Origin of the sequence: Streptomyces sp. NPDC002734 (genome assembly GCF_040295685.1) — a bacterium.
In the GTDB taxonomy this organism is placed as follows: domain Bacteria; phylum Actinomycetota; class Actinomycetes; order Streptomycetales; family Streptomycetaceae; genus Streptomyces.
The window spans coordinates 68,960-86,999 of record NZ_JBEOVU010000025.1 but is presented as its reverse complement, the minus strand read 5'-3'; the positions used below and the strand labels follow the sequence as shown (position 1 = coordinate 86,999).

At 72.9% G+C, this 18,040-nt stretch carries 15 protein-coding genes; 8 read left to right on the top strand and 7 right to left on the bottom strand.

What is annotated here, in order from left to right:
• Positions 1-20 precede the first annotated feature (20 nt).
• Together ABT026_RS22065 and ABT026_RS22060 are read left to right on the top strand one after the other, a co-directional pair.
• Positions 21-1,076: a ferredoxin reductase gene (locus ABT026_RS22065; protein WP_351116610.1), complete on the top strand. Its 1,056-nt coding sequence runs from the start codon at positions 21-23 to the stop codon at positions 1,074-1,076.
• A 7-nt stretch (positions 1,077-1,083) separates the two neighbouring features.
• Positions 1,084-2,202, top strand: a complete 1,119-nt coding sequence (locus ABT026_RS22060) for a fatty acid desaturase family protein (RefSeq protein ID WP_351116608.1) — start codon at positions 1,084-1,086, stop codon at positions 2,200-2,202.
• Positions 2,203-2,314: 112 nt separating this feature from the next.
• Here ABT026_RS22060 and ABT026_RS22055 read toward each other — a convergent pair whose 3' ends face one another.
• A complete protein-coding gene (locus tag ABT026_RS22055; RefSeq protein ID WP_351116606.1) occupies positions 2,315-3,079 on the bottom strand; it encodes an RNA ligase family protein in 765 nt (254 codons plus the stop codon).
• Positions 3,080-3,510: 431 nt separating this feature from the next.
• Between ABT026_RS22055 and fxlM the strand changes: the two genes are divergently transcribed.
• On the top strand, positions 3,511-5,892 hold the full coding sequence (fxlM, locus tag ABT026_RS22050) for a methyltransferase, FxLD system (protein ID WP_351116605.1): 2,382 nt from the start codon (positions 3,511-3,513) through the stop codon (positions 5,890-5,892).
• A gap of 22 nt (positions 5,893-5,914) precedes the next feature.
• On the opposite strand, the gene ABT026_RS22045 is transcribed toward fxlM, so the two are convergent.
• The 3 genes from ABT026_RS22045 to ABT026_RS22035 all read right to left on the bottom strand — a co-directional run bounded on the left by ABT026_RS22045 (position 5,915) and on the right by ABT026_RS22035 (position 9,694).
• On the bottom strand, positions 5,915-7,222 hold the full coding sequence (locus ABT026_RS22045; protein WP_351116603.1) for an MFS transporter: 1,308 nt from the start codon (positions 7,220-7,222) through the stop codon (positions 5,915-5,917).
• Positions 7,219-7,797, bottom strand: a complete 579-nt coding sequence (locus ABT026_RS22040; protein WP_351116602.1) for an ArsR/SmtB family transcription factor — start codon at positions 7,795-7,797, stop codon at positions 7,219-7,221. Before ABT026_RS22040 ends, ABT026_RS22045 begins: the two co-directional genes overlap by 4 nt.
• Positions 7,798-8,023: 226 nt before the next feature.
• Positions 8,024-9,694: a TlrC/CarA/OleB/SrmB family ABC-F type ribosomal protection protein gene (locus ABT026_RS22035; RefSeq protein ID WP_351116600.1), complete on the bottom strand. Its 1,671-nt coding sequence runs from the start codon at positions 9,692-9,694 to the stop codon at positions 8,024-8,026.
• Positions 9,695-10,149: 455 nt separating this feature from the next.
• Here ABT026_RS22035 and ABT026_RS22030 point away from each other — a divergent pair, with 455 nt between their 5' ends.
• The 3 genes from ABT026_RS22030 (at position 10,150) to ABT026_RS22020 (ending at position 12,216) form a co-directional block, all read left to right on the top strand.
• Positions 10,150-10,920 (top strand): class I SAM-dependent methyltransferase, encoded by a 771-nt coding sequence (locus tag ABT026_RS22030; RefSeq protein WP_351116598.1) that lies wholly within the window; start codon positions 10,150-10,152, stop codon positions 10,918-10,920.
• 61 nt (positions 10,921-10,981) lie between these two features.
• Positions 10,982-11,341: a MazG-like family protein gene (locus tag ABT026_RS22025; protein ID WP_351116597.1), complete on the top strand. Its 360-nt coding sequence runs from the start codon at positions 10,982-10,984 to the stop codon at positions 11,339-11,341.
• A 65-nt stretch (positions 11,342-11,406) separates the two neighbouring features.
• A complete protein-coding gene (locus tag ABT026_RS22020; protein WP_351116595.1) occupies positions 11,407-12,216 on the top strand; it encodes a PIG-L family deacetylase in 810 nt (269 codons plus the stop codon).
• Between the two features lie 42 nt (positions 12,217-12,258).
• Here ABT026_RS22020 and ABT026_RS22015 read toward each other — a convergent pair whose 3' ends face one another.
• Positions 12,259-14,349 (bottom strand): SpoIIE family protein phosphatase, encoded by a 2,091-nt coding sequence (locus ABT026_RS22015; RefSeq protein WP_351116593.1) that lies wholly within the window; start codon positions 14,347-14,349, stop codon positions 12,259-12,261.
• 123 nt (positions 14,350-14,472) lie between these two features.
• The gene (gene thrC, locus ABT026_RS22010) at positions 14,473-15,537 is read right to left on the bottom strand and encodes a threonine synthase (protein WP_351116592.1); all 1,065 of its coding nucleotides are present in this window, start codon (positions 15,535-15,537) and stop codon (positions 14,473-14,475) included.
• Positions 15,538-15,601: 64 nt separating this feature from the next.
• On the opposite strand from thrC, the gene ABT026_RS22005 reads away from it, so the two are divergent.
• Positions 15,602-16,429, top strand: coding sequence for a MurR/RpiR family transcriptional regulator (locus tag ABT026_RS22005; RefSeq protein ID WP_351116591.1), 828 nt, complete (start codon positions 15,602-15,604; stop codon positions 16,427-16,429).
• A 34-nt stretch (positions 16,430-16,463) separates the two neighbouring features.
• Here the strand turns inward: ABT026_RS22005 and ABT026_RS22000 are convergent, their stop codons facing one another.
• Complete coding sequence (locus ABT026_RS22000; RefSeq protein WP_351116589.1) at positions 16,464-17,153, bottom strand: class I SAM-dependent methyltransferase; 690 nt, start codon at positions 17,151-17,153, stop codon at positions 16,464-16,466.
• A gap of 345 nt (positions 17,154-17,498) precedes the next feature.
• On the opposite strand from ABT026_RS22000, the gene ABT026_RS21995 reads away from it, so the two are divergent.
• Entirely contained in the window at positions 17,499-18,017 is a 519-nt protein-coding gene (locus tag ABT026_RS21995; RefSeq protein WP_351116587.1) for a toxin-antitoxin system HicB family antitoxin, read from the top strand.
• The last annotated feature ends 23 nt before the right edge of the window (positions 18,018-18,040 follow it).

The following is an 18,040-nucleotide window of genomic DNA, read 5'->3' as shown; positions in this document are numbered from 1 at the left end:
GAGGCCAGCAAGCTGGAGTCATGACGAGTACAGCCCTCCGCAGCAGGGCGTGGAAACTGCTGGAGATGGTGACGACGCCGCTGCTTCCGTCCGACTACCTCGACCTGGTCAGCCCGCTGCGTGCGGGCGCGGATCTGCGGGGGCGCATCGAGGCCGTGCACCCCGAGACGGGTGACGCCGCGACGGTCGTGATCAGACCGGGACGAGGCTGGCCCGGCCACACGGCCGGGCAGTACGTGCGGATCGGGATCGACGTCGACGGGGTGCGCCTGTGGCGCGCCTACTCGATCACCTCCCCGACGAACCGCCGGGACGGCCGCATCACGATCACCGTGAAGGCGATCACGGACGGCAAGGTCAGCAACCACCTGGTCCGGAATGCGAAGCCGGGCACGCTGATCCAGCTCGACCAGGCGACCGGTGACTTCGTGCTACCGCGGGCCAGGCCCGCCAAGGTGCTCTACCTGACGGCCGGCAGCGGCATCACGCCGGTGATGGGCATGCTGCGCGACACCGAAGTCGACGACGTCGTCATGGTCCACTGCGCGCCCCGGCCGCAGGACGTGATCTTCCGCGGCGAACTGCACGACCTGGTCGCGGCCGGGAAGCTGCGGCTCACCGAGGTGCACACCGACACGGACGGCAAGCTCGACGTCACGCGTCTCGACGAGCTGGTGCCCGACTGGGCCGAGCGCGAGACCTGGGCGTGCGGGCCCGCGGGCCTCCTCGACGCCGCCGAGGAGCACTGGGCCGAGCACGGCGTGACGGAGCGCCTGCACACCGAACGCTTCCGCCCCACCGTCGTCGTGGCCGGCGCCGGCGGCGAGGTTACGTTCAGCACGACGGGCAAGACCGTAGAGGCGGACGGCGCCACGCCGTTGCTGGACGTCGGCGAGGAGGCCGGCGTGCTCATGCCCTCCGGGTGCCGCATGGGCATCTGCTTCGGCTGCGTCACGCCGCTCAACGCGGGCGCCGTCCGTGACCTGCGCACCGGCGAGATCACCGAGGCCGAGCCGGGCGTCCTCATCCAGACCTGCGTGTCCGCCGCCGCGGGCCCCTGTGACATCGAACGGTAGGAGCAACTTGACCGCCATCGACCCCACCGCCCATCTGACCGCGGAGCAGATCGAGGAGCTCGGCCGCGAGCTGGACGCGATCCGCGACGAGGTGATCGCGAGCCGCGGCGAGAAGGATGCCGCCTACATCCGCAAGGTCATCTCGGCGCAGCGCAAGCTCGAGCTGGCCAGCCGGGGCGTGCTGCTGTTCTCGTTCTTCCCGCCCGCGTGGGTGCTCGGCACCGCCGGTCTGTCCGTGGCGAAGATCATGGACAACATGGAGATCGGCCACAACATCCTGCACGGCCAGTGGGACTGGATGCGTGACCCGAAGATCCACTCCACCACCTGGGACTGGGACCACGTCTCGCCGGCCGACCAGTGGAAGCACTCGCACAACGAGCTGCACCACACGTACACCAACGTGATCGGCAAGGACAACGACCTCGGCTACGGCATCATGCGCGTCGACGAGGACCAGAAGTGGCACCCGTTCCACCTCGGCCAGCCGCTGTGGAACTTCATCAACGCCTGCTTCTTCGAGTACGGCATCGCGGCGTACGACCTGGAGCTCGGCAAGAACCTGCACAAGCGCCGCCGCAAGAACCCCGAGTTCCGCATGCGGGCCAGGGCCGTGGGCCGCAAGATCCGCAAGCAGGTGCTCAAGGACTACGTGATCCACCCGCTGCTGTCGGGCCCGTCGTTCCTCACCACACTCGCCGCCACGTTCACCGCCAACCTGGTCCGCAACCTCTGGACCCACTCGGTGATCATGTGCGGGCACTTCCCCGAGGGCGTGCAGGTCTTCGAGCGCCGGTCGATCAACGGCGAGACGCGCGGCCAGTGGTACCTGCGCCAGATGATGGGTTCGGCGAACATCAGCGGCAGCAAGGCCATGCACTTCATGACCGGCAACCTGTCGCACCAGATCGAGCACCACCTGTTCCCGGACCTGCCGAGCAACCGGTACGCCGAGGTCGCGGTGAAGGTGCGCGCGCTGTTCGAGAAGTACGAGCTGGAGTACGTCACCGGGCCGCTGCCGGTCCAGGTGTTCTCCGCCTGGCGCAAGGTCTTCCGGCTCTCGCTGCCGAACAGGAAGCCGAAGGTCGACGCCCCGGACCGCGAGCGGGAGCTCGTCGCGGCCTGATTCCCGGTCGCGGTGCGGATCTCTCCGCCGTACCGGCGGCACGCCGGGTCCGGTCAGATCCGCCGCGGAGGGCCAGGGGGGGGCGGCAGGCGCCGCCCCCTGGCCCTCCGGTTCAGCGACGCGCGCGGCGCTTCAGGGTGCGCGCGTAGTCCTGGAAGCGGGCCTTGGCGATGACGGATCGGTCGGGCGTACGCAGCACGATGCCCTCGGGGCTGCCGCCCGCGCCGTCGTCGAGGGCGACCCGGGTGGCCGGCAGCCGCTCCGCCAGGAGGGTCGCCATGTCGTCCACGGCCGCGGGCAGCAGCTCGCCGGGGACCGTGGCGAGCCGCGGGACGAGGGGGATGTCCGCGGAGGCGGCGATCCGCCGGAGAGCGGGCTCGTCGCCGAAGTCCTGGCCGCCGCCGTCGCGCCAGGACGATATCTGTTCGAGGCTCCGGTCGAGGTCCTCGGGCCGCAGGAACGCGACGTCGAAGAGCCGGTGGCCGACACCGCTCCCTCCGGTGTACTGCTTGGCCGCACCACCGATCTTGCGGCCGTACACCTCGAGGTAGAACACCGTGACGCGGCCCTGCGCGTCGTCGGCACGGAGCCGGTCGGCGAGCGGCTTCAGTTCGTCGACGATGCCGAGGGCCGGGTTGTGGACCCGGTCGCCCTTCGCGTGCAGGAGTTCCTCGCGCGAGCCGATGACGTAGTCGCCGTCAGGGAGCAGGACGATCCGCCCGTTGGTGCCGTCGACCTTCTCGGTCAGGAGCACGTCACCGATGAACCGGGTCGGCTCCTCGAGGAGGCCGCCGTTCCTCGGGTCGAGGCGGTGGTACGTGGGGATGCTCGGGTACTTGGTCGCGCTGTTGAGTGCGGCGAGGTCGTGTGCGGTCACGGCGGGTGGCTCCAGGTCGCTTCAACGGGACGGACGGCCGCCGGCCGGCACGCGGGCACGGCGACCGGCCTCGCCCGGCGCGGGCACCGCGGTGGAAGGCAAGTGTCACGGCGACGGCGACCTGCGGGGAAGCGATTTATTCGCACGCGTCACGTGGCGCGCGGCCGCAAACGCCGCGCGCGGAGGGACGGGGCGGGCCGAACCGGCAAGCGCGATATCGGCGTTTCGGCCACCCCTCGGGATCACGCGGCCCGTACGCCGCAAGGGTCCGTGCACACCACATCTTCGAGCAGCGGCTCAAGCTCGGGGCCCATGGTCCGTCCGAAAGACATGTGTTCGAGGTCCCAGGTCCCTCGTTGAACCTGGCGCACCGTCCGTTCGCCGCAGTACTGACGAACTCTCACCTCTGTCTCGAGCACCAGGAGCCGTCTGTGGGATTCACCCGGGCCGACTGGTCCGCGCACTACGCGAAGGGCCGCAACTTCCGGCAGTTGGGGGACGAGGAGAAGCGGCTGCTCGCCGGGCTCGCCCCGCCGCCCGAGGGCGGCCGCGCCCTGGACGTCGCCTGCGGGACCGGGGAGCTGGTCGCCCACCTCGCCTCGCTCGGTTGGACGGTCGACGGAGTCGACTTCGCCGACGGCGCGTTGGAACGGGCCCGCGAGGAGCACGCCGGGCTGGAGGGTGTGCGCTGGATGTGCCTGGACGTCGAGCACGACGACCTGGGCACACCACGCGCACCGGACGCACCGGACGACGACACCTACGACCTGATCGTCATGCGGCAGGCCATCGCCTTCATCACGAACCGCTCCCGGGTACTGCGTCGCCTCGCCGCACGCCTACGGGAGGGCGGAACGCTCGTCGTCGTCACTCCGGTCGCGCAGCGCACTCCTGGGGAACGGCGGCACATCGCGCTCGACGAGGACGAACTCTCCGCTCTCAGTGACGGTTTCGGTCGCAGCGAGCGCTTCGACGCGGACGGGCTGGCGGTCCTGGTTCTGGGCGGTCCGGGAGCCTTCGCCGCCGTGGAGAAGGCGCGGCCGGTTCCGCAAGCCGTGTTCGGCGCAGCGGTGGTCGTCACCGACGCCTCCGGGCGCGTCCTGCTGGGACGTTCGACCCGGGGGATGTGGGAGCTCCCGGGAGGACGCGTCGAGACCGGTGAGTCCGTACCCACGGCCGCGGTGCGAGAACTCAGGGAGGAGAGCGGTCTGGCGGCCCGTGAGCAGGATGCCCACCTCGTCGCCGTGCTCCACGACGACCGGCTGGACGTGCGCCGTGTCACCGTCGTGGTCCGCGTCACCGCCTGGGAGGGCACACCGGCTCTGCCCGAGCCACACCACTTCGTGCGCTGGAAGTGGCACGACCTGCACACCCTGGCCACCCTCGGCGACGTGTTCACTCCGAGCGCCCACGCCCTCGCCGCTGTGTGGCCCGGGGTACTGAGCGGCCTTCCGCCCGTCCACGCCTACCCGTGCGCCACCGACCACGCGGCCGTGCGCGGCGAACCGGCCGAAGCCGTCGGACTGCGCGAGCGGATGGCGAGGAAGGTCGTCGACGACGGCTGGGCGCCCACCTCGCGGGTTCAGGCGGCACTCCGCGAGGTTCCACGGCACCGCTTCGTGCCGGAGGCTCCGCCGGAGACCGCCTACCGCGACGACCTTGCCGTGGTGACCGTCAGGGAGACCTCCGAGGTGGCGGTCAGTTCCGTGTCGGCGGCCTGGCTGCAGGCCGACATGATCGAGCACCTCCGGCTCAGGCCCGGTATGACCGTGCTGGAGATCGGCTCCGGCGGGTACAACGCGGAACTGCTCGCGCACGTCCTGGGCGAGCGTGGCCGTGTGGTCACCGTCGACATCGACCCGTACGTCGTGCACCGCACACGGAGGTTCTGCGCCGAGACCGGCAGCGGCCGGGTGACCTCCGTCCTCGGCGACGGCGCTCTCGGTGCGCCCCGGCACGTGCCTGCCGACGGATTCGACGCGGTGGTCGTGACGCACAACGCGGCCGACATCGCGCCCGCCTGGCGCGAGCAACTCGCCGAAGGCGGACGGCTCGTCGTCCCGCTGGAGATCGGCGGCTTCACCCGGGCCGTCACCCTGCTCCGGCGAGGTGACGTGCTGCACGCCGAGCACTGGACGTTCTGCGGTTTCGTGCGCGACCGCGGGAGCGCCGCCCGGACCGCTCCCGCGGTCCGTCTGGCCGACGGTGCGGTCGTCCTGCGCTGGGAGGACGGGACTCCCGCCGGCACGACCGGCCTCGAGGAAGCGTTGCGAGGGCCGAGGCACGAGGTCACGACCGGACTCGTCGTGCCGGGTGGGTTCAGTTTCGAGACCTTGCAGATCTATGCCGCGACCACTCTGGCCGGCTTCTGCCGCCTCACCTCGGCCCGGGGATCCGATCTCGTTCCGCGGCAGCAGGACGCGGCCGCGATCGTGGCGGACGGCTCCCTGGCCTACCTGACCTGGCGGAAGATCGCCGACGGCCCGGAGCCTGCCGACCGTCTCACCGAGTTCTTCGTGCACGCCTACGGCCCGTCCGGTCCCCAGCTCGCCGAGCGCTTCGCGGCCTGCGTGCGGACCTGGTACGCGGAGGTGTGTCCCGAGGGCTACCCGTCGATGACGGTCCATCCTCTCGACGTCACCGACGAACGGCTCCCGCCGGGAGTGGTGCTCGACAAGCCCTCCTGCCGCCTCGTCCTCGACTGGCCGTGCCCTCCTCCCGCCGGCGGGCCGAGGCCGACCGTCGCCGGGGCCGCGGGGGCCGTGGCGCGAGGGCTACCGCGTCCGCAGGGCCGCGGCGGAGGGGCATCCTGAGCGCGACGGCCGGACGGGGGCGTCACGACGGCTCGAGGGCGCTCTCCTGGGCGGGAGTCCGCGGCTTCGGGTCGTCCGCCGGGGTGCCGGCCGGGGCGGCGGCGCGCAGGGCGGCCTCGACCCGGCGGTTGCTGGTCATGGTCGCCGTGACGGCCGTCATCGTCAGGAGGAGACCGGAGGCGGCGTAGAGCGGGGTGCGGAGGTCGAAGGCGGTGGCCAGCCAGCCGCCGAGGAAGGCGCCGAGCGGGGCTGCGCACATGGCCAGCATGCGGGAGGTGGAGGCGACCCGGCCCATGAGGTGCGGCGGGACGATCGCCTGCCGCAGGGACGGCCCGAGCACCATCGTCGCGCCCATGCCGGCCCCGCAGACGGCGAGGGCGAGCCCGGCCACGTAGGGGTTGGGGGCGGCGGCGAGACCCAGGATGGCGAGCCCTTCGACCGCGGCCGTGCAGGTCAGCGCGGTGCCGGTGCCGAGTCGACGGCCGAGGGCGGAGGCGACGGCCGCACCGAGCAGACCGCCGGTGGCCTCGGCCGTGAGGAGCAGGCCGAAGCCGTAGGTGTCCATGCCGAGACGGTCGCGCGCGAAGAGGGCGAGGACGGTCTCCACGGCGAGGAAGGCGACGTTGCCGACCGCCGGGCGGAGGGCGAGACCGAGCAGCAACCGGTCCCGGAAGACGTAGGAGGCCCCGGCCCGCGCCTGCCGGAGCAGCGACTCGCGGGCTTCCGGCACGGGGCCGGGTGCGGCCGGCAGGGCGGGCAGTGAACGGACGAGCAGGGCGGAGACCAGGAACGACACGGCGTCGGCGAGCAGCGGCACCGCTCGCCCGAGCGCGAGCAGCGCACTGCCCGCCGGTGGTCCCGCGAAGCCGGACATGGCGGTCTGGGCGCCGCGCAGGCGCGAGTTGGCCCGCTCCAGGAGGACGGGGTCGCGGCCGAGGAGGTCCGGCAGGTAGGCCGTGGCGGCGGTGTCGAAGAAGAGTCCGCCGAGGCCGAGCAGGAAGGCGGCGGCCGCGAGCAGCGGGATGCTGAGCACGTCCAGCGCGGCCGCCGCCGCGGGGACGGCGAGCAGCACCGCACGCACCGCGTCGGCGACCCACATCGTGCGCCGGCGGTCCCAGCGGTCCACCAGGGCACCGCCGAGCACCCCGAAGAGCAGCCACGGCAGCGTCCCGGCGGCCGTGACGACGGCGAGCGCCATGGGGTCGTGCGTCAGGGTCAGGGCGAGCAGGGGCAGCGCGGCGTGCGACACGCCGTCACCGAGCGAGGACACCGTCTGCGCGGTCCACAACCTCCCGAACCCGGTCGGCAACTTCGCGACGCTCGTGGTCACTTGGCGTCCTCCTCGGTCTGCGCGCGTGCCGCGGGCGGCGTGTGTGATGCGGGCGTCTGTGCGTGGGTCGCCGGGCGGAACAGGGCGAACATGAAGGACGCGTCCGGCAGCGACGGGTCGGAGAGCTCCCGGTACTCGTCGGCGAGTGCCTGAAGCCGGGCGCCCAGTTCCGCGAACTGCTGCTCGTCGAGCCGCAGGTGTGTCATCCGCACCTGCCGGTCGCTGTCCACGGGTGCCGCTTCAAGGTCCGCCACCGCGTGCCGCATCAGCACGTCCGGCGCCCCCTCGCCCGGGTCCGGCAGCACGAGCGTCCGGGCCGCCATGGCGTAGTACCGCTCGGTGACGCCCCGGACCTTCCGGGTCCGCACCACCTTCACCAGGCCGGCCCGCTCCAGCAGCCGCACGTGATAGCTGGAGCTCCCCTTCGCGAGGCCCACCCGCTCGGCGATCTGCGTGATGGTCGCCGGCTCGAAGCGGAGCACGGCCATGATCCGGTGGCGCGTGAGGTTGGAGACGGCGCGCAGTTGTTCGTCGGTGGTGACGTGGAACGTCTCGGGCAGGTCGTCGGAAGGCATACCGGCAATGGTCAACGTTTCTTGACCATTGGGCAAGGGGTTTCGCGCCAACCTCCCGCGTGCGCTGTCCGTTTCGCGTTGCGTGACGCCGTGGCGTGACGACCGCGGCGTGACGACCGCGGCGTGACGACCGCGGCGTGACGACCGCGGCTCCCCGGCCCGCTGCCGGGCCGGGGAGCTGCCTACCGGGAGCCGGGCCGGACGCGCCGGCCAGGCCGATGTCGCGTCACCGGCAGGCGACGGGGCGGTCGAGCAGGCACACCTCGCCGCCGTCCAGTTCCATGCGGGAGCCGGTGAAGCGCTCGCGCATGCGCCGGTCGTGGGTGACCAGGACGACGGCTCCGGCGTAGTCGGCCAGGGCCTCCTCCAGCTCCTCGACCAGCGCGGGAGAGAGGTGGTTGGTCGGTTCGTCGAGCAGCAGCAGATCGACCGGCTCGACGACCAGGCGGGCCAGTTCGATCCGTCGCCGCTGCCCGTAGGACAGCTCGGCCACGCGCAGCCGCAGTGCCGACGGTTCGAACAGTCCCAGGGACAGCAGCCGGTCGGCGTGTTCCTCCCGGTCGCCCGGCCGGCCGTGCGCGAAGGCGTCCAGGGTGGTGGCGGTGGGGGGCCACGGCGCCTCCTCCTGCCGCAGGTGCCCGGCCGTGCCGGTCGTCGTCACGGTGCCGGCGTCCGGCTCGAGTTCACCGGCGAGCAACCGCAACAGGGTGCTCTTTCCCGCGCCGTTGGGCCCGGTGACCAGTAGCCTCTCGCCCGGTTCGATCCGCAGTTCCGGCAGCCGCAGCCGCCCGTCCACCGTCACGTCGCGCAGTTCGGCGGCGGGCCGGGCTCCGGCCTCCGCACCGCGCGCGGTGGCGAGGCGCGCCCGCAGGGACAGCGGCTCCGGCGGTGGCGCGACCGGCGAGGCGGTGAGCCGTTCCATCCGCTCCTTGGCGTTGCGGATGCGGCCCATCGCGCCGTGGGAGCGTCCGCGGGCGCGGAAGCCAGCGGCGCCGAAGATGGCCAGTTCCATCTTCCGTGGGATCGCGTCCAGCCGGGCAGCGCCCGTCGCCGCCAGCCGCCTGGCACGGGCCAGTTCCTCCCGCCACTCCTCGTAGCGCTGTTGACGGCGCCTGCGTTCGGCCGCCTTGGCGGCCAGGTAACCGGCGTAGCCGTGGCCGTGCCGGGCGACATGGCCCTCCGCCACCTCCAGAACCGTGGAGGTCAGCCGTTCCAGGAACACCCGGTCGTGGGTCACCGCCACCACCGTGCCGCGGTGGCGGCGCAGGCGCTCCTCCAGCCGGGCCACCGCCCGGTCGTCCAGGTCGTTGGTCGGCTCGTCGAGCAGCAGCAGTTCGGGCTGCGACGCCAGGGTGGCGGCCAGCATCAGCCGTGACCGCTCACCCCCGGACAGCGTGTCCAGCGGGCGCGCGCGGTCCAGTCCCGGCAGCCCCAGGTCGTCGAGGGCCACGTTCACCCGCACGTCGGCGTCGTAGCCCTCGCGGGCCTCGTACCGGGCCCTGAGGCCGGCATAGGCCGCCAGCGCCGCGTCGAGTTCGGGACCGGGAGGAAGGGCGGCCATGGCGGCCTCCTCCCGGCGCAACCGGGTTTCCATGGAACGGAGTTCGGCCAGGGCGAGGTCCACCGCGTCCTGGACGGTCGCCCCGGGCGGCAGGGAGAGGGCCTGCGGCAGGTACCCGACGCCGCCGGGGGCCACGACGGTGACCTCCCCGGCGTCGGGGCTTTCCGCCCCCGCCAGCAGCCGCAGCAGGGTGGACTTGCCGGCCCCGTTGTCGCCGACGATGCCGGCCTTCTCGCCCGGGGCGAGCGAGAAGGAGACCTGATCGAGCACGGTGCGGTCGTCGTACCGACGGGTGACGCCGTGCAGGGTGAGCTGGGATGAGTGTGACGCGCGCATGAGCAGCCCCTCGCCTCTCGGCATGCCGAGATCTGGAGTCCGGGAAATGGAGGCGGGCAGCACGGGCCAACGGCGGAGCAGAGCTCAGACGCCGTGGCGTGCGGGGGCTGTCACAGAGATCCCATGGGCACGACGGTAGCGCCGTGCAGCGCATGCCGCCACGGGTTTACGAATGGCTCGTGGGCACAGGGTCTCCGACCGGGGCGGCACCCGGCGGGCCGGTGCGAGGCGGGCGCAACGGTGCGCCGCGGGCGGGCCGGCGGGCTGCACCGTCGGCGTTTCGGCCACCGTCGCGCATCGGCGTCCCCCGGTGCCGTAAGGGTCCGTGTGTCCCACACCTTCGCCGAACCGCTCAGGCACGGGGCGCGCACTCCGTCCGAAAGACATGTGTTCGACGGAGGGGACAGCGTCGTTGTACCGGGTGCACGCCTGTCCGTCAGGGAAGGGAGCGAGCTGTGGAATCCGCCCACGCCGACCGGTCCGGTCCGCCTCCGTCGCGTCCGTCGGAGCCGTCGGAGCCGTCGGAGCCGTCGGAGCCGTCGGAGCCGGAGCGACGGAACCTCGATCTGTGGAACGAGTACGGCGCCCACCATCGCTCCCGGGGGACGGAGATCCCCGAGCCCGACAGCCTGTACTGGGGCTACTGGGAGGGCGTCGGTCCCGGCGAGGAGATCCTCGGTGACCTGACGGGCCGACGGGTGCTCGACCTGTGTTCCGGCATGGGACGGTACGCGGCGTACCTGGCGCGCGCGGGCGCCCGCGTGGACGCGGTCGAAGGGGCACGCTCCCAGCACGAACGCGCCGTCGCCCGCTTCGGCGGAACACCCGGGCTGCGGCTGGTCCACGCGGACGCCGTGGCCCATCTCCGTGGGACCGAGCCGTACGACGTCGTCCTCTCCGCCCACGGTCTTGCCTTCCTGGACCCGTACCGGGTCCTCCCGGCACTTGCCTCGGCGCTCGCTCCCGGTGGGCGGCTGGTCTTCTCCGTGCTCCACACCAGCACCGCCGGCGACGGCCCGTGGGACACGGTGGCGGCCCGGCCCGAGGCACTGCGCCTGGGGGACCTCGGCCCCCGCCCCGTCGAGATGTGGGTGCTCACGCCCTCCCGCTGGCAGGCGCTGCTCGGCGAACACGGGCTGGTCGTCGACCAGGTGGAGATCCTCGCCGCCCCCGGTGCGGGCGATCGGACCTGCTGCACCCTCCTGCTCGCCCACCGACCCGACTGACACCGGCGGTTCCTCGCCCCTCCCGGCCGCCCGGCAGCCACTCCGAAGGAGATCACCCGTCATGGAGCAGTTCGTGTGGCGCACCGTCGAGGCGCTCGCCCGCCGTTTCGACGACCACGACCAGGGCCGCGGTCTCACCCCCGAGGAGCAGTGGACGTTGCAGGTCCTGAAGATCTCCGAGGAGACCGGTGAGGCGTCCCAGGCCGTGATCGGCGCACGGGGCACCAACCCGCGCAAGGGGGACAGTCACGGCTGGGAGGACGTCCACGCCGAGGTCGCCGACGTGGTCGTCACCGCCCTGGTGGCGCTCCGGCGGATGCGGCCCGACGACGCCGCGGTCTTCCTGCGCGGTCACCTGGCCGCGAAGGCGGAGAAGTTCCTGCCACCCACGCCCGCCGGCCAGGAGTCCGGGACAGCGTGACCACCGCGACCGGGACGCCGGACGAGCCTCGCGGTCCGTCCGCCCCTCGACGAAGGGCCCCGTCGATGCCCCCCTCCCCGCCTCCTTCGCTGCTGGGCGTGTTCGCGCACCCGGACGACGAGTCCCTGCTCGCCGGCGGCGTGCTCGCCCGGCACCACGCAGCGGGTGCCCGCACCGCCGTGGTCACCGCGACTTGGAGCAAGGAGACGGTCCGCGCACAGGAACTCGCCGAGGCCCTCTCCGTCCTCGGCGCCGGTGCGCCTCTGCTGCTCGGCTACCGGGACGCCCGCAACCCCGAGTCCGCCCCGCACCGGGAGCGGCTCGTCGACGCGCCGCTCGACGAGGCGGTCGGACGGCTGGTGGCCCACATCCGTGCGTTCAAGCCCGACCTCGTCGTCGGACACGACGCGTTGGGCCAGCTGACCGGCCATCCGGATCACCTCCGCGCCCACCAGATCGCTCTGCTCGCCGTCGAGGCCGCCGGGCTCGCCCACCGGTATCCCGAAGCGGGCGACCCCTGGCAGCCCGCCGCGCTGTACGCGGCCACGCATCCGGAATCGGGCGTGGGCCTCCTCGGCACGCTCATGCGGGGAGTCGGCAAGACCGTGCTGGCGGTGCCGGACCGGTATGTGACCACGCGCGTCGACGTCGCCCCCTGGGCGGACGTGAAGTGGCGGGCCGTTCTCGCGCACCGCACCGAGGTCGCTCGTGAGCGTGCGCTGCCGGGCATCCTGGCCCGCCTTCCGGATGCCGACCGCCACGGGATCATCGGCACGGAGTACTTCACCCGCCTCAGCCCGTGTCCCGTCCCCGTCCTGGACGCTCCGGTCCGCGATGCCCGGGTCTCCGGCCCCTGTGGCCTGCTCACCCTCTGACGGGCGGGGTGAGCCGCCGCCGCGCGCCGGCGTCGGGGCCCGTCAGAGTTCCGGCACGTCGTCCAGGTCGAACACCGTGTCCGGGTCCGCCAGTTCCGGAGGCGGGCCGTCGAGTCGCTGCTCGCACCAGATGGTCTTGTCCTGGCGGCTGTGCCGCACGCCCCAGCGGGTGCTGAGCCGCATGACGATGAAGAGGCCCCGGCCGCCCTCGTCGCTCTCCCGGGCGCGGCGCATGTGAGGGCTGGCGCTGTTGGCGTCGGTGACCTCGCTCAGCAGCCGGTTCTGGTCGTGGATCAGCCGCAGGCGCACGGGTTCGTTGCCGTAACGGATGGCGTTGGTGAACAGTTCACTGACCACCAGGGCGGTGGTGAAGGCGAACTCGTCCAGGTGCCAGGCGGCGAGCTGGCGGTCCACCAGGCGGCGTGTCGTGCCGACCACGGACGCGTCGGCGGGCAGCGTCCAGTCCGCGATCCGGTCGCGGGGCATGGCGCGGGTGCGCGCGAGCAGCAGCACGGCGTCGTCGTCGTAGGACGGGGCCATGCGGTACACGGCGGTGTCGCACAGTTCGCGCAGCGGCCCGCTGGAGGATGCGAGGACGTCGGTGAGGCGGCGCGCGGCGGTCTCGCGGTCGGGGCCGCCGGCGTCGAGCAGGCCGTTGGTGTAGTGGGCCAGCACCGTGCCCGGCTCCACCTCGATCTCGACGGGGGCGAAGGCGTGTCCGCCACCCGGGCCCAAGGGTGGGCCCTCGGGGACGTCCACGTCGAGCCTGAAGCCGTGCGGGTCGACGAGGAGGGGCGCGGGGTGTCCCGCGCGGACCATCGAGCACTGCCGGGACAGCGGGTCGTAGACGGTGAGGGCACAGGTGGCGAGGTGAGGGCTCCCGGTCGGCGCCACGTCGCCCGCCAGCTGGGCGGCCACCTCGTACAGGTGGCTGAGCATCTCGTCCGTCTCGAGGTCCTGGAGAGCGAGCGCGCGCAGGGCCGTCCGCAGCTGTCCCATGGTCGCGGCCGCCTCGATGCCCTGCCCGACGACATCGCCGACGACCAGACCGACCCGGGTGCCGGAGAGGGGGATGACGTCGAACCAGTCGCCGCCGGCCGTCTCGGGCAGGTACACGTTGGCGGTCTCCACCGCGGAGAGGTCGGGGGCCGCGGTCGGCTGGAGCCATCGGTGCAGGGTCGTGGCCACCGTGTGCTCGCGGTGGTAGCTGCGCGCGTTGTCCAGGTGGGCGGACGCGGCGGAGGCCGCCTGCACGGCGACGCCCAGGTCGGCCTGGGAGAACGGGTCGGACCGGTGACGGTAGAGCGTCAGCAGCCCGAGGACGGTGTCACGGACGGTGAGCGGCGCGACGATCATCGAGTGCACGCCCGCCCGGACCAGCAGGGCGAACTCCTCGGGGGCGACGGACAGCCACGGCGTCTCCGGCGCGACCGTCAGCAGCCGGGCCTCCCGGTCGTTGAGCGCCTGCGCGTAGGGGGTGGCGAAGGGGAACGTGCGGCTTTCCTGGTCCCGCCAGATCCGTTCGGCGGACGACGGGGCGAAGGCCACCCGGCGGGCCGGGGCGCCCGTCGGGGAGGTGCCCGTCGACTGGGCGGCCACGTCCGATTCCTCCAGCAGGTCCACGGCGGCCGCGTCCGCGAAGGCGGGCACCAGGGCCCGCACCAGTTCCTCGGCGGTGGACCGCGTGTCCAGGGTGGTGCCGATGGTCGCGTGCACGGAGGCGAGCACCGCCAGCCGGTCGGCGCCGGCCTGCCCTTCGGTCACGTCCTCCACCACGCACAACAGCGGTGCCGGACCCTCGTCCGCACTCTCCAGGGGGAACAGGGAGAGCTGGACCGTGACCGTCCGCCGCGGGTCCGACGGGGCGTGGCCCTTCACCAGCCTGCCGCGCAGGGGCTCGCCGCTCGACCGCACCTCGTCGATCAGGGCGTCGAGGATCTTCGGGTCGAAGCCGGGGGCGAAGTCGTCGACGCTGTGCCCGATGACGTCCTCGGGGGCCAGTCCCTGCACCCCGCGTCCGGACGTGTTGTAGCGACTCACCCGGCGCTCGGCGTCGAGGACGAAGAGACCCTGGGGCGAGTTGGCGAACAGGGCGTTCAGCACGGCAGCGTCGTCGACGGATCCGTCTGCCACAGCACGCTCCCTTCGTGCGGCTGCCCCCTCTCACCATCTCGTATCGGCCGTCCCCCGCAACTCGGGCAGGGCGGGTACGGCAGCGGGGGCACGACGGCAGCGCCCTCGCCCCGCGGCCGCTCCTCAGGCGGTGAGCCGCAGCGCGTCGGCGACCTCGGTGGTGGAGGAGCCGGTCGCGATCGAATCGTAGCCGTCCCGGAGGGACGCGTCCTGGTCCTTGAGACCGTTGCCGGTGAGGGTGACGACGACCGTCTGTCCCGGGTCGAGCAGCCCACGGCGGTGTCGGTCGAGGAGGCCGGCGACGCCCGCGGCCGAGGCGGGTTCCACGAAGACGCCGTCGTGGCGGGCCAGCAGCCGGTAGGCCTCGAAGATCTGCTCGTCGGTGACGGCCGCGAACATCCCGCCGGACGCGTCACGGGCGGCGACGGCGCCCTGCCAGGTCGCCGGGTGTCCGACGCGGATGGCGCTCGCCGCCGTCTCCGGCCGGGCGACGGGTTCCCCGTGCACGAGGGGCGCCGCACCGGCCGCCTGGAAGCCCCACATCCGCGGCAGGCGGGTGGCGGCCCCTTCCTGCCGGTAGGTCCGGTAGCCCTGCCAGGTGGCGGTGATGTTCCCGCCGTTGCCCACCGGCAGGCAGTGGATGTCGGGGGCCTCGCCCAGCGCGTCGACGATCTCGTAGGCGACGGTGCGCTGGCCGGACAGGCGCAGTTCGTTGCCGACGCTGTTGACGAGGGCGACCGGGTGCCGGTCGGCGAGTTCGCGTGCGATGCGCAGGCAGTCGTCGAAGCCGCCGTCCACCTCGACGATGCTGGCTCCGTAGCGCACGGCCTGGCCGAGCTTGCCGAGCGCCACGTGGCCCCTGGGCACCAGGACCACGGAGGTGATGCCGGCCCGGGCGGCGTAGGCGGCCGCCGAGGCGCTGGTGTTGCCCGTCGAGGCGCAGATGACCGCTTCGGCGCCGTCCTCGGCGGCCTTGCTGAGTGCCACCGTCATCCCCCGGTCCTTGAACGAGCCGGTGGGATTCGCGCCCTCGTTCTTGAGGTGGACGTCGCAGCCCGTCAGCTCCGACAGGTGCCGGGAGCGCAACAACGGCGTGTTGCCCTCGTGGAGCGAGACCGCCGGGGTGCGGTCGGTGACCGGGAGCAGGCGCCGGTAACCGCTGTCGATCAGTCCTTGCCAGGAAGTCATACGGCGAACGTAACACATGTTTCATGCAATCCATGGAGCGCATTTTGATGTAACATTCGACAACATGGAACCTGTGGTGTCGCAGCTCGAAGAGATCTATCCGCGACTCTCCCCCGGTGAGCGCGCAGTGGCCCGGCTGCTGCTGGACGACTATCCGTTCGCGGCGCTCGGCTCGCTCCGGTCGCTGGCCGAGCGGGCCGGGGTGAGCGCGCCCACCGCGTCCCGCCTGGTCGATCGCCTCGGCTACGCGGGTTTCACCCAGTTCCAGGCCGCCGTGCGCACGGCGGCGCAGGAGGACAGGTCGCGGTTGCGCGCCTTCGCCGCCGAGGGCGCCGACCCCCGGAGCGCGGCGGCCGACCTCCACAACGGCCTGGCCGAGACGATCACCGCCGTGAACGCGCCGCTGCTGGACGCCGCGGCCGACGCGCTCGCCTCGGCGAGGACGGTGTGGACGCTGGGCGGCCCGTTGAGCGAGCTCGCCGCGGACTACCTGACCCGGCAGCTGGGTGCGCTGCGGCCCGCGGTCCGATTCGTCACGGGTCCGGCGGCGGAACGGGCCCGCTCGCTGCTGGAGGTGACCCCGGCCGATCTCGTGGTGGCCTACGACTTCCGGCGCTACTCGGCGGAGACCGCCGCCTTCGTGCGGGCCGCCCTCGGCCGCGGGGCTCGGCTCCTCCTGGTCACGGACGCCTGGGGATCCCCGCTGGCCGGCGAGGCGCAGATCCTGGTCCCGCTCCCCCGTGAGGCCGCCGGCCCCATCGCCCCGCTCACGCACGAGATCGCGGTGACCGAACTCCTGCTCGTCGCGACCGCGTCCCGGCTCGAGGCGTCCGGGCGGCTCGACGAACTGGACGCGCTGACCAGGTCGCTCCAGCCAGTCGAGAAGACCTGACCCGCCACCATGCGCGCGGGTCGCGTGCGCTCCGTCAGGGGTGCGACAGCTCCTGGGCCCGGTCCAGGGTCTGGGTGACACGCCAGAGACGGCGGGGCAGGTCGCCCTCCTCGAAGGGGTGGACCTCTCTCAGGGTCCACCCTTCGGCGAGGGCGTCGACCAGTTCGCGGGGGAAGAAGTGGACGGCGAAGCCGCCGTGCTCGAAGATGTCGTCGCCGTGGGCGGTGCCGGTGCCATGATGTGCGTCGCCGGTGTGACGCACGGTGTAGACGAAGAGGCCGCCGGGCCGCAGGACGCGGCGGACCTCGGCCACCACGGCGTGGATCTCCGCGGTGGAGAGCGCCATGCACAGCAGCATGTGGGCGAAGACCGCGTCCACCGAGGCGTCCGGCAGCGGGAGCGGGTCGCGCACGTCGTGCACGAAGGTGATGACACCGCGATCGACGCCCTGCGCCCGGGCCGCCTCCCGCAACTGCCCGAGCGCCGTCGCGGAGAAGTCGGCGGCCCGGACCGTGAACCCCTCGCGCGCGAAGTACAGCGAATCGCGACCGTGCCCGGCACCGAGCTCCAGCACGTCCTCCGCGCCCGCCGCCCCGAACAGCTGGGCCGCGTGGAGGGCGGGATCGGAGGGCAGGTCGCCGTACATGCCGGGGTGAGCCGTGTAGGTGCGCTGCCAGTGCCGTCGCTGCGCGTCGGCCAGGCCGTCCCGCCCCTGGTCCTTCATGGTGCCGCGTCCCTTTCCCGCTTCCGGCCGGCCGCTTCGGCCTCCACGTCAGCGTAGGCGGCGGGGCGGGGCGCTGCCGCGGCGACCGCAACCCGCGCGGAACCTCCCCCGCCCGCCTCAGGGAACGTGGCACTGCACGGCGCGGCACGGCGTCGCCATGGCGCCACATGGCACCGCATGGCACCGCATGGCATCACGTGACGCCACTTCGCACCACCCGATGCCACGCCGACGCGACGTGACAACCGTCCGAACGCGCAGATCAGAGGCGTGCGCACGCGAATTCGGCGAGCGGCTTCAACAAGACGCTTGCACGTGACGCCAATGTGGTGCCATTATGGCGTCATGGACCTCACCCCCTATGTCGATACCCTCCGTCGCGAACTCGCGGTGGCCGCCGAGGCCGGCGGCGTGGAAGCCCGGGAGCTGGCCGACCGGCTCACCGCTCCGCTGGAGTCGGCGACCCGCCTGGTCATGCTCAACGTGCTCTCCGCCGCGATGAGTGAGGTCACCCGTGACCTCGCGCCGGGTTCGGTCGACGTACGGCTGCGGGGGCTGGACCCCGACTTCGTGGTGACCCCGCCGCCCTCCGACGGCGTCGATACCGCCGAGCCGGCCCCGGCCCCGGAGCCCTTCAAGGCCCCGGTGGTCGCCGAGGGAGACGAGGGGGGCACCGCTCGCGTCAATCTGCGGCTGCCGGCCCACCTGAAGGCGCGCGCCGAGGAGGCCGCGAACCAGGAGGGCCTGTCGGTCAACGCCTGGCTGGTGCGCGCCGTGTCCGCCGCGGTCGAGGGCGGCGGCCGGCCGCGCACACCGGAGCGGACCCGGACCGTCGGCCAGAGCTTCACCGGCTGGGTGCGCTGACCGCCCCGGATCGGCCCGCACGG

What these genes read in the sequence shown, in the direction of transcription:
- ABT026_RS22035 (WP_351116600.1), bottom strand. Translation starts at nt 9,694, where the DNA reads ATGCGCGCGTCACACTCATCCCAGCTCACCCTGCACGGCGTCACCCGT.
- ABT026_RS22005 (WP_351116591.1), top strand. Translation starts at nt 15,602, where the DNA reads ATGGAACCTGTGGTGTCGCAGCTCGAAGAGATCTATCCGCGACTCTCC.
- ABT026_RS22020 (WP_351116595.1), top strand. Translation starts at nt 11,407, where the DNA reads ATGCCCCCCTCCCCGCCTCCTTCGCTGCTGGGCGTGTTCGCGCACCCG.
- ABT026_RS22000 (WP_351116589.1), bottom strand. Translation starts at nt 17,153, where the DNA reads ATGAAGGACCAGGGGCGGGACGGCCTGGCCGACGCGCAGCGACGGCAC.
- thrC (WP_351116592.1), bottom strand. Translation starts at nt 15,537, where the DNA reads ATGACTTCCTGGCAAGGACTGATCGACAGCGGTTACCGGCGCCTGCTC.
- ABT026_RS21995 (WP_351116587.1), top strand. Translation starts at nt 17,499, where the DNA reads ATGGACCTCACCCCCTATGTCGATACCCTCCGTCGCGAACTCGCGGTG.
- ABT026_RS22065 (WP_351116610.1), top strand. Translation starts at nt 21, where the DNA reads ATGACGAGTACAGCCCTCCGCAGCAGGGCGTGGAAACTGCTGGAGATG.
- ABT026_RS22025 (WP_351116597.1), top strand. Translation starts at nt 10,982, where the DNA reads ATGGAGCAGTTCGTGTGGCGCACCGTCGAGGCGCTCGCCCGCCGTTTC.
- ABT026_RS22040 (WP_351116602.1), bottom strand. Translation starts at nt 7,797, where the DNA reads ATGCCTTCCGACGACCTGCCCGAGACGTTCCACGTCACCACCGACGAA.